At 66.9% G+C, this 13,881-nt stretch carries 16 protein-coding genes and 1 tRNA gene; 9 read left to right on the top strand and 8 right to left on the bottom strand.

Annotated elements, in window-relative coordinates; all coding sequences use genetic code 11:
* Positions 1-17: 17 nt before the first annotated feature.
* Both AC0IYU_RS17375 and AC0IYU_RS17370 read right to left on the bottom strand, forming a co-directional pair.
* Positions 18-569 (bottom strand): tripartite tricarboxylate transporter TctB family protein, encoded by a 552-nt coding sequence (locus tag AC0IYU_RS17375; protein ID WP_472119317.1) that lies wholly within the window; start codon positions 567-569, stop codon positions 18-20.
* A gap of 100 nt (positions 570-669) precedes the next feature.
* A complete protein-coding gene (locus tag AC0IYU_RS17370; protein WP_435483570.1) occupies positions 670-1,629 on the bottom strand; it encodes a tripartite tricarboxylate transporter substrate binding protein in 960 nt (319 codons plus the stop codon).
* A gap of 137 nt (positions 1,630-1,766) precedes the next feature.
* Between AC0IYU_RS17370 and AC0IYU_RS17365 the strand changes: the two genes are divergently transcribed.
* The 6 genes from AC0IYU_RS17365 to AC0IYU_RS17340 all read left to right on the top strand — a co-directional run bounded on the left by AC0IYU_RS17365 (position 1,767) and on the right by AC0IYU_RS17340 (position 6,246).
* On the top strand, positions 1,767-2,450 hold the full coding sequence (locus tag AC0IYU_RS17365; RefSeq protein WP_435435846.1) for a response regulator: 684 nt from the start codon (positions 1,767-1,769) through the stop codon (positions 2,448-2,450).
* Positions 2,447-3,883: a sensor histidine kinase N-terminal domain-containing protein gene (locus tag AC0IYU_RS17360; protein ID WP_472119314.1), complete on the top strand. Its 1,437-nt coding sequence runs from the start codon at positions 2,447-2,449 to the stop codon at positions 3,881-3,883. Before AC0IYU_RS17365 ends, AC0IYU_RS17360 begins: the two co-directional genes overlap by 4 nt.
* 18 nt (positions 3,884-3,901) lie before the next feature.
* Positions 3,902-4,336, top strand: coding sequence for an RNA-binding S4 domain-containing protein (locus AC0IYU_RS17355; protein ID WP_435483567.1), 435 nt, complete (start codon positions 3,902-3,904; stop codon positions 4,334-4,336).
* A 47-nt stretch (positions 4,337-4,383) separates the two neighbouring features.
* Entirely contained in the window at positions 4,384-5,190 is an 807-nt protein-coding gene (locus AC0IYU_RS17350; RefSeq protein WP_472119311.1) for a PPK2 family polyphosphate kinase, read from the top strand.
* Positions 5,191-5,331: 141 nt separating this feature from the next.
* A complete protein-coding gene (locus tag AC0IYU_RS17345) occupies positions 5,332-5,523 on the top strand; it encodes a hypothetical protein (RefSeq protein ID WP_472119308.1) in 192 nt (63 codons plus the stop codon).
* Between the two features lie 51 nt (positions 5,524-5,574).
* Positions 5,575-6,246, top strand: a complete 672-nt coding sequence (locus tag AC0IYU_RS17340; RefSeq protein ID WP_472119307.1) for a DUF7716 domain-containing protein — start codon at positions 5,575-5,577, stop codon at positions 6,244-6,246.
* Between the two features lie 8 nt (positions 6,247-6,254).
* Here AC0IYU_RS17340 and AC0IYU_RS17335 read toward each other — a convergent pair whose 3' ends face one another.
* Positions 6,255-6,926 carry a hypothetical protein gene (locus AC0IYU_RS17335; protein WP_472119305.1) on the bottom strand — a complete coding sequence of 224 codons (672 nt, stop codon included), beginning with the start codon at positions 6,924-6,926 and terminating at the stop codon, positions 6,255-6,257.
* A 147-nt stretch (positions 6,927-7,073) separates the two neighbouring features.
* Between AC0IYU_RS17335 and AC0IYU_RS17330 the strand changes: the two genes are divergently transcribed.
* The 3 genes from AC0IYU_RS17330 (at position 7,074) to AC0IYU_RS17320 (ending at position 9,718) form a co-directional block, all read left to right on the top strand.
* Positions 7,074-7,436, top strand: a complete 363-nt coding sequence (locus AC0IYU_RS17330) for a c-type cytochrome (RefSeq protein WP_472119303.1) — start codon at positions 7,074-7,076, stop codon at positions 7,434-7,436.
* Positions 7,437-7,539: 103 nt separating this feature from the next.
* Positions 7,540-9,435: a sensor histidine kinase gene (locus tag AC0IYU_RS17325; RefSeq protein WP_472119681.1), complete on the top strand. Its 1,896-nt coding sequence runs from the start codon at positions 7,540-7,542 to the stop codon at positions 9,433-9,435.
* 40 nt (positions 9,436-9,475) lie between these two features.
* Positions 9,476-9,718, top strand: coding sequence for an ATP-binding protein (locus AC0IYU_RS17320; RefSeq protein WP_472119301.1), 243 nt, complete (start codon positions 9,476-9,478; stop codon positions 9,716-9,718).
* Positions 9,719-9,788: 70 nt separating this feature from the next.
* Here the strand turns inward: AC0IYU_RS17320 and AC0IYU_RS17315 are convergent.
* The 5 genes from AC0IYU_RS17315 to AC0IYU_RS17295 form a co-directional block, all read right to left on the bottom strand.
* Positions 9,789-9,881: transfer RNA gene (locus AC0IYU_RS17315), tRNA-Ser, on the bottom strand.
* A 27-nt stretch (positions 9,882-9,908) separates the two neighbouring features.
* Complete coding sequence (locus AC0IYU_RS17310; RefSeq protein WP_435435827.1) at positions 9,909-11,177, bottom strand: aspartate kinase; 1,269 nt, start codon at positions 11,175-11,177, stop codon at positions 9,909-9,911.
* A 55-nt stretch (positions 11,178-11,232) separates the two neighbouring features.
* On the bottom strand, positions 11,233-12,210 hold the full coding sequence (gene tilS / locus AC0IYU_RS17305) for a tRNA lysidine(34) synthetase TilS (protein ID WP_472119299.1): 978 nt from the start codon (positions 12,208-12,210) through the stop codon (positions 11,233-11,235).
* Positions 12,211-12,223: 13 nt separating this feature from the next.
* Positions 12,224-13,204 carry an acetyl-CoA carboxylase carboxyltransferase subunit alpha gene (locus tag AC0IYU_RS17300; protein ID WP_116908786.1) on the bottom strand — a complete coding sequence of 327 codons (981 nt, stop codon included), beginning with the start codon at positions 13,202-13,204 and terminating at the stop codon, positions 12,224-12,226.
* 16 nt (positions 13,205-13,220) lie between these two features.
* Positions 13,221-13,871 carry a DNA-3-methyladenine glycosylase family protein gene (locus AC0IYU_RS17295; protein WP_435435824.1) on the bottom strand — a complete coding sequence of 217 codons (651 nt, stop codon included), beginning with the start codon at positions 13,869-13,871 and terminating at the stop codon, positions 13,221-13,223.
* Positions 13,872-13,881: the final 10 nt, after the last annotated feature.

The following is a 13,881-nucleotide window of genomic DNA, read 5'->3' as shown; positions in this document are numbered from 1 at the left end:
GAGCGTGGGGGTTCATATCAAAGCCACCCGGTCGATGTGAGGCCCGGCAGGCTGATGGCCAGGAACTGCGTGAACATCCAGAACACCGGAGCGGCGATGAGCACGCCGGTGACGAAGTCGATGGCGAAGGTGCGCGGCGAATTCACGCCGGCCTGCCCGCTCGCGCGGCGCAGCCCCTGCACGGCCAGCACGTAGCACAGCGTGCAGCTGAGGATGAAGCCCAGCGTGGTGATGAGCGCCGCATTGAGCAGCAGGCCGGCCGAGACCCAGATGAAGCCGGGCCAGTAGGCGCGGTCGGCACCGGTGGGCGCGTCGAGCTCGCGAAAGCCGCCGGTGCGCGCTTCCCAGAGGATCCAGGCGCCGCAGAGCACGAGCACCACGGACACCATCCAGGGCAGGAAGTTGGGGCCGACGCCGCCGTAGCCGGCTTCGGAAGAAATGCCGATGGCGCCGAAGGCCAGCGCGAGGCCGGTCAGCAGGACGCCCGCGCCGACGAGGGTTTGCGGCCATACAGCCGCCGCTTGAGCCGCTGTGTCTGGCGGCGAGACCGAGGGTTCTGGAGTTGTCATTTTTTGCGCCCGGAATGTGGAGCTGGATTTGAAAACGGCACGCTGTCGTCTCTTGCGAGGACAGCGTGCCATTCGGCAGGCATGTGGCGCGCCGTGCGCTTCAGACCATGCCGGACTTGGTCATGATGGCCCTGAGGCTGGCGAAGTCGTCGTCCACGAACTTGGCGAACGCATCGCCCGACAGCACGGCCGGCGTCCATTCGTTCTTCTTGAGCGACTCGGCCCACGACGCGCTCTTGAGCGCGGCCAGCACCATGTCGGTGAGTGCCTTGCGCTGCTCGGCCGAGATGCCGGGCGCGCCGTACACGCCGCGCCAGTTGCCGATTTCGACGTCGATGCCCTGCTCCTTGAGCGTGGGCACGTTGATGCCCGGCAGGCGCTGGGCGGAGGTGACGGCAATCGCCTTCATCTTGCCGGCGGCGATGTATTCGGCGAACTCGCTGTAGCCGCTGCCGCCGATGGTGACGTTGCCGCCCAGGATGGCGGCGGTGGCCTCGCCGCCTCCGCGGAAGGCCACGTAGTTGATCTTGGAGGGATCGGCGCCGACCTTCTGCGCGATCATCGCTGCGGCGATGTGCTCGGTGGAGCCGCGCGAACCACCGCCCCACTTGACGCTGCCCGGGTCCTTCTTGAGCTGGTCGACCACGTCCTTCATGGTCTTGAACGGCGAATTGGACGGCAGCACGAACACGTTGTATTCGGTGGTCAGGCGCGCGATGGGCGTGGCCTGCTCGAGCTTGACCGGCGGCTTGCCGGTGATGATGCCGCCCAGCATGACCGAGCCCATGACCATCAGCGCGTTGGCGTCGGCCTTGGAGCCGTTGACGAACTGCGCCAGGCCCAGTGCGCCGGCAGCGCCGCCCTTGTTGTCGTAGGTGACGGTGTCGGCCACCTTGGCGTCGCTCAGTGCCTTGCCCAGCGCACGGCCGGTGGTGTCCCAGCCGCCGCCCGGGTTGGCGGGGATCATCATCTTGACGTTGGCAGCGGCCCGGGCCGACAGTGGCAGGGCGCCGGCGGCGGCCAGCGCGGCCAAGGACTTCAGAAAGGTATCGCGACGCATTGTGGTGTCTCCTGAAAACTGGAAGGAACTTGAAAGGAACCTGACTTGAACCTGAGCGCTATCATGCGCCGCCCCGCTGTCAGTTGGCTGTCCGCCAGACTGGGGAAAACACCGAAGCAATCACCCCGCTGTCCCGTATGAAGCTGCTGCTGGTCGAAGACGACCCCTCGATGCAAATCACCCTGCAGCGCACCCTCGGGCGCCGCCGCATCGACGTGCGCGTCTGCGGCGACGGCGCGCAGGCCGTGGCCCAGTGGCACGCCCTGGAGCCCGACGTGGTGGCGCTCGACCTGAGCCTGCCCAACCTCGACGGCCTGCAGGTGCTGGCGCAGGCCCGCGCCGAAGGCCTGCGCACGCCGGTCCTGCTGCTGACGGCGCGCGGCACGGTGGGCGACCGCATCATGGGCCTGAACGCGGGCGCCGACGACTACCTGCCCAAGCCCTTCGACCTGGACGAGCTGGAGGCCCGCATCCGAGCGCTGCGCCGGCGCAGCCACGGCGTCACCGGGCAGGACGCAGGCCTGAACCCGCAGGAGATCGGCGGGCTGCGCTTCGAGCCCGACAACGGCGCCATCTACAACCGGGCCGAGCTGCTGGAACTCACGCCGCGCGAGCTGGCGCTGCTGAAGGCGCTGATGATGAAGCCGGGCCACGCCGTGACCAAGGAGCGCCTGTTCGAACTGGTGTTCCCGGGCGAAGCCGACGTGCAGTACGAGGCCATCGAGGTGGTGGTGTACCGGCTGCGCAAGAAGCTCGCGGGCACGGGCGCGGTGCTCATGACCATGCGCGGGCTGGGCTACCTGCTGCGTCCGGAAACATGACCCGGGTCTCTTCGCTTCGTGCGCGGCTGCTGCTCGGCATCCTCGCGCCGATTGCGGTGTTCATCGTGATCAACAGCGTGAGCGTGTACCGCCAGAGCCTGGCGGCGGCCACCACGGCCTACGACCGCACGCTGCTGGCCTCGGCCAAGACCATCGGCGAACAGCTCGACGTGGAAGGCTACGACGATCTGGCGCAGCTGCGCGCCATCGTGCCCTACTCCGCGCTGGAGGCCTTCGAGGCCGACAACCGCAGCCGGTTGTTCTACCGCGTGTCGGCGCTCGACGGCGAAATGATCTCGGGCTTTGCCGAGCTGCCCTTCTGGCGCGGCCGCATTCCCGACCGCAGCGCCTACGCGGCGCTGGTCGACTTCTACGACGCGCAGTTTCGCAACCAGCCGGTGCGCGTGGCGGTGTTGTTGCAGCCCGTGGCGAGCGCGCGGGGGCGCGGCATGGCGGTGGTGCAGGTGGCCGAAACGCTGGAGCTGCGCGAGACGCTGGCGCGCAAGCTGCTGGTCGACATGCTGTGGCGCCAGCTGCTGCTGATGGGCGTGATCGCGCTGGCGACCGTGTACGTGGTGCAGCGCGCCACCCGGCCGGTGCGCGAGCTGGGCGAGGCCATCGAACGGCGCCAGACCGACGACCTGACGCCCATCGACGCGCCTGACGCGCCGCGCGAGCTGCGTCCGCTGATCGACGCCACCACACAGGTCATGGGCCGGCTGCAGCGCCTGCTCGACCACCAGAAGCGCTTCGTGCGCGACAGCGCCCACCAGCTGCGCACGCCGTTGGCGGTACTGAAAGTGCAGGTGCAGTCGGCGCAACGCGGCGACGTGGCGCCCGAGCAGGCGCTCGGCGAAATCAGCCAGACGGTGGAACGCGCGACGGCGCTGGCCAACCAGATGCTGTCGCTCGCCAAGGTCGAGCAATTGCGCCAGCAGCCGGAGTCGGTCACGCTGGACTTCGGCGAGGTGGTGCGCGGCATCGCGCTCGACCTGTCGCCGCTGGTGGCGGACAGGGCGCTCGACTTCGAGCTGGCCATCGACGGGCCGGTGCCCGTTCAGGCCCACCAGTGGATGCTGCAGGAGCTCACGCGCAACCTGCTGCACAACGCGATCAAGCTGAGCCCGGTGGGCGCGGCGCTGTCGGTGTCGGTGCGGCCCGAGGGCGCGCAAGCCGTGCTCACGTTGCGCGACAGCGGCCCCGGCATTTCGCCCGAACTGCGCCAGCGCCTCTTCGCGCCCTTCTCGGCGGGGAGCGCGTCGAGCGGGTCCGGGCTGGGCCTGGCGATCTGCCGCGAGATCGTGCTGGCGCTGGGCGGGCGCATCGCGCTGGACAACCGCAAGGCCGGGCTGCCGGCCATGCAGGACGGCGCCGCACAGGTCATCGGGCTGGACGCCGTCGTACATCTCCCCTTGTCGCGGCACAATTCCTGATATTCACTCCCGATATCCATGGAACGTCTGCGCATCGATAAATGGCTCTGGTCCGCCCGCTTCTTCAAGACGCGCTCGCTGGCCGCGGAGGAAATCGGCAAGAACCGCGTGCAGGTGAACGGCGACGTCGCCAAGGCCTCGCGCGAGGTCAAGTCCGGCGACACGGTTTCCATGCGCATGGGCCCGCTGACGCGGACCGTGACCGTGCGCGGCGTCAGCGGCCAGCGCGGGCCGGCGCCCGTTGCCCAACTGCTCTACGAGGAAACGCCGGAGAGCCTGGCGGCGCAGGCGAACTTTCGTGAACTGCGCCGCGCCGGCACCGAGCCGGCACTGGCCATCGAGCAGGGCCGCCCGACCAAGCGCGACCGGCGCGATCTCGACGGCGCGGTGCGCCATGCCGAGTGGGACAACCGCTGGAGCGCCTCGCTGGACACGGACGACGACGAGCGCTGATCGCTTAGGCTGTGGGCTTCCTTCGTTCTTCACGGGAGTTCCGCTTCATGGCCAGCTTCAAGAAATACCGCGTCGCCAGCAAGTTCAAGCTGTCGCACATCGACCCCGACGACACGCCCTTCTGCGAGGGCGACGAAGCCTCGCAACGCAGCGAGGTCGATGCGCTGGCCGTCGAGCTCGACGAACTGCAGGACCTGCTGCACGCCGAGGGCAAGCGCAAGCTGCTGCTGGTGCTGCAGGGCCTGGACACCAGCGGCAAGGACGGCACCGTGCGCTGGGTGTTCTCGCGCACCTCGCCGCTGGGCGTGCGCGTGACGGCCTTCAAGGCGCCCAACGACGAGGAGCGCGCGCACGACTACCTGTGGCGCTGCCACGCCGCCGTGCCGCGAACGGGCGAGATCATGGTGTGGAACCGCAGCCACTATGAAGACGTGCTGGTGCCGGTGGTCGAAGGCTGGATCGACAAGGCCGAGGCCAAGCGCCGCTATGCGCAGATCAACGACTTCGAGCGGCTGCTCGTCGAGACCGGTACGGTGGTCGTGAAGTGCATGCTGCACATCGACAAGGACGAGCAGCGCGAGCGCCTGCAGGCGCGCATCGACACGCCCGGCAAGCAATGGAAGTTCAGCATGGACGACCTCGAGGTGCGCACCAAGTGGAGCGCGTACCAGCAGGCTTACCAGAACGCGCTGAGCGCCACCTCGAGCGACCACGCGCCCTGGCACGTGGTACCGGCCAACAGCAAGCGGCACCGCAACGTGATGGTTGCGCAGCTGCTGGTGAGGACGCTGCGGCAGATGAAGCTGAAGCCCCCGCCGCCGGACCCGGCGCTCAAGGGATTGATCGTCAAGTGACCGTGCGGGCGAGGAAAGCGGTTTGGTTTCCTGTTTGTAAAGTGCGGCTTCGCCTACGGGGTACCCTGCGCTGCGTCACTAAGCTTCAACTCGTACCGATTCAGGTGCATTTGCGCTACCACACAGAAGGACTACATCAACATGAAAAAAACCATCTTCGTTCTTGCAGCTTGCCTGCTGGCTTCCACCGCTGCCTTGGCGCAGCCCGGCCCGCGTCATGGCGCCGGCCCGGGCCCGCGCTACGAACGGCCGCACCATCGCCCGCAAAAGGTGTGGGTGCCGGCGCATCGCGAGCATGGCCGTCTGGTGCGCGGTCGCTACGTCTGGCGTTGATCGGCTGCATGCGGAGGCCTCTTTCTTCTTCGGTTGAAGGAGGCCTCTGAAATGCCGCATTTGCTGAATTTTTGCCAGGCCGTCGAAACACTGGCGGCCTGCCTCGACGACGACGACATGTACCGTCGCTTCAGCTGGGTCTACGCCAGCGAGGACGTTCCGCTGCACCACGCACGGTTCCACCTGTCCAGCGACGAAGACGAGTGCGAAGACCCCGTTGAAGACGCGCTTGACCGCGAAATGCCGGCCTTCGCCGCTGCAAACAAGCTCGTGCACTACCTCGAGGCCGCGACCTTCGTATCGGTGCTGACCGTGCAGAAGGAACAACAGCCGCTGTCTTCGCTCGACGACTTTGCCGAGGCGCTCAAGCACTATCACGAGGAGGATGCGTTCCTCGACCACGGCCACTTCGCGAGTGACGACTGGACCGCCAAGGCCCCGGTCATCGCGGGCATCTCCCGGGAACTGTTTGCCGAATACGACCTGCAGCTGGTCGAGTGCCCCGCGCATCGCGTCGGCGATGCCGCACGCGCCACCGCGGCGCTGCTGAAGATCAGTGTGGGGGACGCGCTGGCGCGTTGCCGTCAGCTGCCCGTGTCGCTGGGCATGCGCATCGGTGGACGGGACAGGGAAGAGATCGAAGCGCGGTTCGCCGCGCTGTCACTGCCCCTGAAGCGAACGACCCACAGGTCGCTCGCCTGGTTGCCGCCGGACGGCGACTGAACCGAACTTCAGGAACGGCGGATGAGTGCTTGCGCGAGCACACGGCACTTGCCGAACTCGCAGCGCACGGCCCAGGTGCCGCCGTTGTCGCACGGCACGTTGTAGGTTTCGTACCCAGGGCCCTTGGCCGTGAGTTCGGCGCGCGGCTGCAGGTTGCACCGGCCGGCCTTGGCCAGCGTTTCCACGTTGTAGGTGTCGATGCCGGTGCGGCGCGGCTTCACGATGACGCCGGGGTCGAAGGTGTTGCCGTAGAAGCTGTCGCGCACGTTGGTGTCGAGGTTGCGGTAGCCACGCTTGGCCATGCAATGCACGATGGCGATCTGCTGGTGTTCGGCGATCAGTTCGGCGTCGGGACGGCCGTTCCAGTCGATGATGGCGGCGGTGATGCCGGTGTAGGAGGCCGCGGCAACGATGCCCTGGCCGTGGACCGTGATCAATCCGAGGCCCAGCGCCGCCCACATCGCATCGCCCGTTTCGCTGCGTGCCGTGATGCGGTTCGCTGCGGTTCGGCAGTCGGCCACGTCGTTGTCGTAGCGCACCGGGTCCACGCCTTGCATGGCCACCATGGGCACATAGGCCGTGCCGTGACCCGTTCCGGGCTCGGTGGGTGTCGGCGGTGGCGGGGTCACGCAACCGGCCAACACCGCAGCGGCAAACGCAATGCTCAGCAACAGCTTCATGCAATCCCTCTTTTTCTTCGCGATAGTTAACAGATTTAACCATACATCTGGTTACTCTTGAGCCACCTTGTCGCGCTGGCACGACGGCGAGCTGCACACCCCAGCCCTTCGCCAGCAGCTACGATCGCGCGCCAGCAACGAAGCCCCATGCACAAGAACACCCGCGCCCCGCGCCTCGCTTCACCCATCGCGATCGCCCTGCTCCTGACCTTGGCGTCGGCGGCGCACGCGCTCGATGCCCCGGTGCAGCCATCGGCCGCCGACCTGGCGCGCAGGAACGGCTGCATGGCCTGCCACGGGCTGGTGCACAAGCAGGTCGGGCCGGGTTTCGCGCAGATCGCGGACCGCTACCGCAACGACGGCAGCGCACCGGTGCGCCTGGCCGCGAAGATTCGCAGCGGCAGCGTGGGCACCTGGGGCCGGGTCATCATGCCGCAGCAGGCCCAGGTCTCGCAGAGCGAGGCGCAGGCCTTGGCGCAGTGGGTGCTGTCGCAGCCCTCGGCGCGCTGAACTGCACGCTTCACATCGGCCTTGAACGCGCGCCCACCCACCTCGACGCCTCTTGAACTTCCGCCTCGCCCCCTTCTTCGCCAACGTGGTGCTTGTCCTGTCGATGGCACTGCTGGGCGTCATCGGCGCGTTCTTCGGCGGAACGGCCGGGCTGAAGCACTCCGACGCCGTGCTGCACCTGACGCACGCCGACTGGCAGGTCGGCGACTCGCCGGGTTTCAGCGCGCCGCCGCTCATGCACGACAGCAGCGCCCTGCCGGACACCTGGCAGCCGGTCGAACTGCCCCTCGCGCTGCCCATCGCGCTGCTGCGGCAGGCCGAGACCGCAAGGGCCGCCGGAGCGACCCGAACGACCTGGATCAGGCTGTCCACGCGCGACCTGCCCCCTGCTTCCAGCCCGCTGGCGATCTACGGCGTCCGGATCAAGACCGACGGCACCATCGCCGTCTATGCCGACGGCCGACTGGTGCACCGGGCACAGCAGTCGGGGCCGCTGTGGAACAGCACCCGCACCCCGCTGTGGGTACCGCTGGACCACAGCACCGACCCCACGCCGCCCACCGAAATCCTCCTTCGCCTCGAACACACGCGAAGCGCCCAGGTGGCGCTTTCGTCGTTGTGGGTGGGGCCTGCCGATGCGCTGCGCGGCCGCTACGGCATGCGCCAGTGGCTGCAGCAGGAACTGCCCGCGATGCTCAGTGCAGCGTTCATGGCGGTCGGCGTTTTCGCCCTCTTCGTCTGGTTCAGGCGCCGCGATGAAACAGGCTACCTGCTGTTCTTCAACCTCTCGGCCACCTCCTTCATGCGGGGGCTGCATTTCTACGTGGGCCAGCCGGTCGCCAACGACTGGTTTGCCTGGCTGACCGTCAACTCGCTCTTCTGGCTGGTGATGGTCGTGCACTTCTTCCTGCGCCAGCTGCACGGCCGGCAGCTCAAATGGCTGACCCGTGGCGTGGTGGCGGCCACCACCGCCGTCGGCATCGCCACCATGCCGGGCCTGGCCATCGTGCAGAACACGCCGCAGGTGACGCCGCTGATCTACGCGGTGGCCGCGCTCATGGGCCTGGCGGTCTGCCTGGTGGGCGGCGTGAGCGCATGGCGCCGCTCCAACGAAGGGCGGCTGGTGGCGGTCGGAATCGGCATCTGCGTGCTGCTGGGCGCCACCGACTGGCTGCTGCAGAACAACTTCATCAGCCCCGAAGGCTGGTACCTGGGGGCCTACACCAACGCCGTGACCTTCAGCGTGTTCGGCGCGCTCATGTACCGCCGCTACGTGCACGCCATCGGCGAGGTCGAGCAGCTCAACGCGAGCCTCGCGCAGCGCCTGCTCAAACGCGAAGCCGAGCTCGAACTCAGTCACCGGAAGCTGCGCGAGATCGAACGGCTGCAGACCATCAGCGACGAACGCCAGCGCCTGATGCAGGACATGCACGACGGACTGGGCTCCTCGCTGATCAGCGCCATCCGCTCGGTGGAAGGCGGCGGCATGAGCGACGACAAGGTTTCGCAGATTCTCAAGAGCTGCCTGGACGACCTGAAGCTCACGCTCGACTCGCTGGAGCCGATCGAGGCCGACCTGCTGCTGCTGCTCGCCACGCTGCGCTACCGGCTCGAACCGCGGCTCGAAGGCACCGGCGTGTCGCTGCGCTGGGAGGTGCAGGAGTTGCCCGCGCTGGAATGGCTGGACCCGTCGAGCGCGCTGCACATCCTGCGCATCGTGCAGGAGAGCATCTCGAACATCCTGCGGCACACCCGCGCGACCGAAATCCGCGTGGGCACCTCGATCGCCGATGCGGGCGTGCAGGTGACGATCGAGGACAACGGCCAGGGCTTCGACGTGCAGCGCGTGACGGGCAACCCGTCGGCGTCAGGGCGCGGGCTGCAGAACCAGCGGCGGCGGGCCCAGGCGATTCGAGGCCTGGTGCGCTGGGAGTCGAAGCCGACGGGCACGCGGTTCGTGCTGTGGCTGCCGCTGCAGCGGGAAGCCAAGGGGGTCTAGCAGGTGGATTTCGCGCAGCCACGCGCACAGAATCGGCCCCATGGCACACCACACTCCCGCCCGGCCCCACCGCCCCGGCTGGCTGCCCGATGTGGACACCGCGCGTTGCACGGGCTGCGGCTGGTGCGTTGCCGCGTGCGACCTCCATCTGCTGAGCCTGGAGGTCAGGCAGTGGCGCAAGTCGTCGGTGCTGCACGACGCAGGCAAGTGCACCGGCTGCAGCGATTGCGCCGTGACCTGCCCGTTCCACGTGATAACGATGCGAAAAGTCGCGGGCACCTGAACGCGGGCCTGCCCCACGTGTGCAGCACAAAGAAAAAAGCCCCTGCAGCTGGGCTGCAGGGGCTTTTGTCTGGCGGAACCGGAGGGATTCGAACCCTCGATGAGGCTCTACACCCCATACTCCCTTAGCAGGGGAGCACCTTCGGCCACTCGGTCACAGTTCCTGAAAGAAGCCGCAATTATGCCATCACTTAAGCGGTCGGTTGATCGAGATCGAACGCTTTATGCAGTGCGCGCACTGCCAGTTCCATATATTTTTCGTCGATCACGACCGAAGTCTTGATTTCGCTGGTCGAGATCATCTGGATGTTGATGCCCTCTTCGCTCAACACGCGGAACATCTTGCTCGCCACACCCACGTGGCTGCGCATGCCGATGCCCACGATGCTGACCTTGCAGATCTTGGTGTCGCCCACGATCTCGGTCGCGCCCAGCGAAGGCATCACCTTCGACTGCAGCAGGTCGATCGTCTTCGCATATTCGTTGCGATGCACGGTGAAGCTGAAGTCGGTCTTGCCGTCCTTGCTGAGGTTCTGGATGATCACATCGACCTCGATGTTGGCGTCCGCCACGGCACCGAGGATGTGATACGCGATGCCCGGCTTGTCGGGCACGCCCAGCACCGAGATCTTGGCTTCGTCGCGGTTGAATGCGATGCCGGATACGACGGCTTGTTCCATGTTTTCGTCTTCCTCGAAAGTGATCAGCGTGCCGGACTTGGCCTCTTCATTGATGTCGATGTCCCACGGCGTGAAGCTCGAGAGCACACGCAGCGGCACCTTGTACTTGCCGGCGAATTCCACCGAGCGAATCTGCAGCACCTTGGAGCCCAGGCTCGCCATCTCGAGCATCTCTTCGAAGCTCACGGTCGTCAGGCGGCGCGCATCGGGCTCGACGCGCGGGTCGGTCGTGTAGACCCCGTCGACGTCGGTGTAGATCAGGCATTCGCTCGCCTTCATGGCGGCGGCAATGGCCACGGCCGAGGTGTCGCTGCCGCCACGCCCGAGCGTAGTGATGTTGCCCGCGTCGTCCACGCCCTGGAAGCCGGTGATGACCACCACCTTGCCGGCATTCAGGTCGGCCAGCACGCGCGCGTCGTCGATGCTCTCGATGCGGGCCTTGGTGTACGAGTTGTCGGTGCGAACCGACACCTGCCAGCCCGCGTAGCTGACCGACTCGACGCCTTCGGCCTGCAGCGCGATGGCCAGCAGTGCGGAAGACGCCTGCTCGCCCGTGGAGGCCAGCATGTCGAGTTCGCGGCTGTGCGCCACGCCGGGCTTGCTGGGCGCCAGCTCCTTGGCCAGGCCGAGCAGGCGATTGGTCTCGCCGCTCATGGCACTCGGAACCACGATCATCTGGTGGCCGGCGCGTGCCCACTTGGCAACGCGCTTGGCGACATTCTTGATGCGCTCGGTCGAGCCCATCGACGTACCGCCGTATTTGTGAACGATCAATGCCATGGGTGAAATCTGAGAAAAGAAAAGGGCCGCTTGAAGGGCGGCGCCCTGCAAGCTGTCAGAGCAAAGTCTTCGGCGAGGGCGGGGCATTGTACCAATGCAGGAAATCGCCCCGCCGCTCGGCAAAGCCGGCAGCCACCTTGAGGTGGATCCGGTGGCCGCGCGTGGTGCACGCACGCACCTGGTCGAGCAACTGGTCGAGCTGCGCGGCGCTGGGCGCGCCGCCGTGCGACTGCACCAGCCAATGGCGCAGCACGTTGGCCTGCCGGGCGCGCGACAGCGCTTGCAAGGCGACGATGCGGGGCGGGTCGCCGACCGTCTGCAGGTCTTGCGCGGCTAGCTCGCCCAGCAGTTGCTGGCCCTGCGCGGCATGGCCGATGCTGCGAGCGAAGGTGGCGCGGAATTGCGGGAACGCCTGCGCCAATGCTGGCAGCAGCAAGGCGCGGATGCGGTTGCGCGTGTAGCGCGCATCGACGTTGGTCGGGTCCTCTGTCCAGGGCAGGCCGCGCCCTGCCAGCCAGTCGCGAATGTCGGCGGCGGGCACGTCAAGCAAGGGGCGGTAGATGTCCAGCCCGTTGCGCTGCGCATGCGCCGGCATGGAGGCCAGCCCCGGAAGCCCGGCACCGCGCGACAGCGCCAGCAGCAGGGTCTCGACCTGGTCGTCTGCATGGTGCCCGAGCGCTACGGACTTGATAGCAGCACCCGCACCATCCATGCGCGTCATCTCGGCAAAAGCCTCGTAGCGCGCGCGGCGAGCGGTGTCTTCGGGACTGTCGCCCGGCGCGTGACGCGCATCGACATGGTGAACCACCAGCGGTACGGCCAGCAGCTCGCAAACCGACCGGCAATGCCGCACGAAATCGTCGGCCGCAGCCTGCAGCCCGTGATGCACATGAAAGGCGACCACCTGTCCGGGCCAGCGCGCCGCGCAGGCGGCCAGCAAGGCGGTCGAATCAGCGCCGCCGCTGAACCCCACCGCCAGCGGCCATTGCGCCGGCTCGAACGCGGCCATGGCGCGTTCGAAAGCGGCGTTCATGGCCGAATGCGCTTTATCTGCCGTTGTCGGCCTTGGTGTCGTTGAAACGGCCGTAGCTTTGCAGGCGCTCGTAGCGGCGGTCCAGCAGCTCCTTCGGCTTCAGGTCGCTGACCTGGCGGAACGCGTCGTTCAGCGCGCGCTTCAGGAAGGCGGCCATCTGGCGATGGTCGCGGTGCGCGCCGCCGACCGGCTCGTTCACGATCTTGTCGACCAGGCCCAGCGCCTTCAGGCGGTGCGCGGTGATGCCCAAAGCATCGGCCGCTTCCTGCGCCTTCTCGCTGGTCTTCCACAGGATGGAAGCGCAGCCTTCGGGGCTGATCACGGAGTAGATGGAGTACTGGAGCATCACGAGCTGGTCGCCGACCGAGATGGCCAGCGCGCCGCCGGAGCCGCCCTCGCCGATGATGGTGACGATGATCGGCACCTCGAGCTGCGCCATCTCGAAGATGTTGCGGCCGATGGCTTCCGACTGGCCACGCTCTTCGGCATCGATGCCGGGGTACGCGCCGGGCGTGTCCACGAAGGTGAACACCGGCAGCTTGAACTTCTCGGCCGTCTTCATGAGGCGCAAGGCCTTGCGGTAGCCCTCGGGCTTGCTCATGCCGAAGTTGCGCGCGGTGCGCTCCTTCGTGTCGCGGCCCTTCTGGTGGCCGAGCACCATGCAGGGCACGCCGTTGAAGCGCGCGAGGCCGCCCACGATCGACAGGTCGTCGGAGAAGTGCCGGTCGCCGTGCAGCTCGACGAAGTCGGTGAAGATTTCGTTGACGTAGTCGAGCGTGTAGGGGCGCTCCGGATGCCGGGCGATCTTGGTGATCTGCCAGGGCGTCAGGTCGCTGTAGATGTCCTTGGTGAGTTGCTGGCTTTTCTTGCCGAGCTGATCGATTTCTTCAGAAATGTCGACCGCCGATTCGGTCTGTACATAGCGCAGTTCTTCGATTTTGGTTTCGAGTTCAGCAATGGGCTGCTCGAAGTCGAGGAAGGTTCGTTTCGCCAACGTCTTCTCCTGTTGTTCAATACGCGACTGGAACCGGGTCCAGCGATCGCCAAATATACCAAGTCGCCACGCTGCAATACGGGGCCCAGGCCACGGCGACGTCGCGGGCATCGCTGCGGCTGACCGGGTCGCCCGAAAAGTAGTTGACGCTGATGCCGTTGAGCAGCCCCACGTCGTCGACGGGGAGCACGTTCGGGCGCATCAGGTGGAAGATGAGGAACATCTCGGCCGTCCAGCGGCCAATGCCGCGGATGGCCACGAGCTCCTCGATGATGAGCTCGTCCGCCATGTCCTTCCACGAATCGACGTGCGCCACGCCGGAATCGAAATGAAGGGCCAGGTCGACGAGGTACTCGATCTTGCGTGCCGACAGCCCGGCCGCGCGCATGTCGTCGACCTTGAGCTTGAGCACGTTGGCCGGCGTCAGCTTGCGCGGCAGCGCCACGAACTTGTCCCAGACCGTCTGTGCCGCCTTCACCGAAATCTGCTGGCCAACCACGCTGCGCGCCAGCGTGGTGAACGCGTCACCGCGCGACTCGAGGCAGGCGTTGCCGAACTTCGGAATCAACCGCTTCATGACGCGGTCTTTCTTGGCCAGGTGCTTGCAGGCCTCCTCCCAGTAGTCCGGCGTGTAGATCTGAATGCTGGACTTCCGGGTGGCGGGCATGGGGTTGGTC

The sequence above is a fragment of the Variovorax sp. AC103 genome, assembly GCF_979254005.1.
The sequence above is the reverse complement of the archived record's forward strand: the minus strand, read 5'-3'. Positions and strand labels throughout refer to the sequence as shown.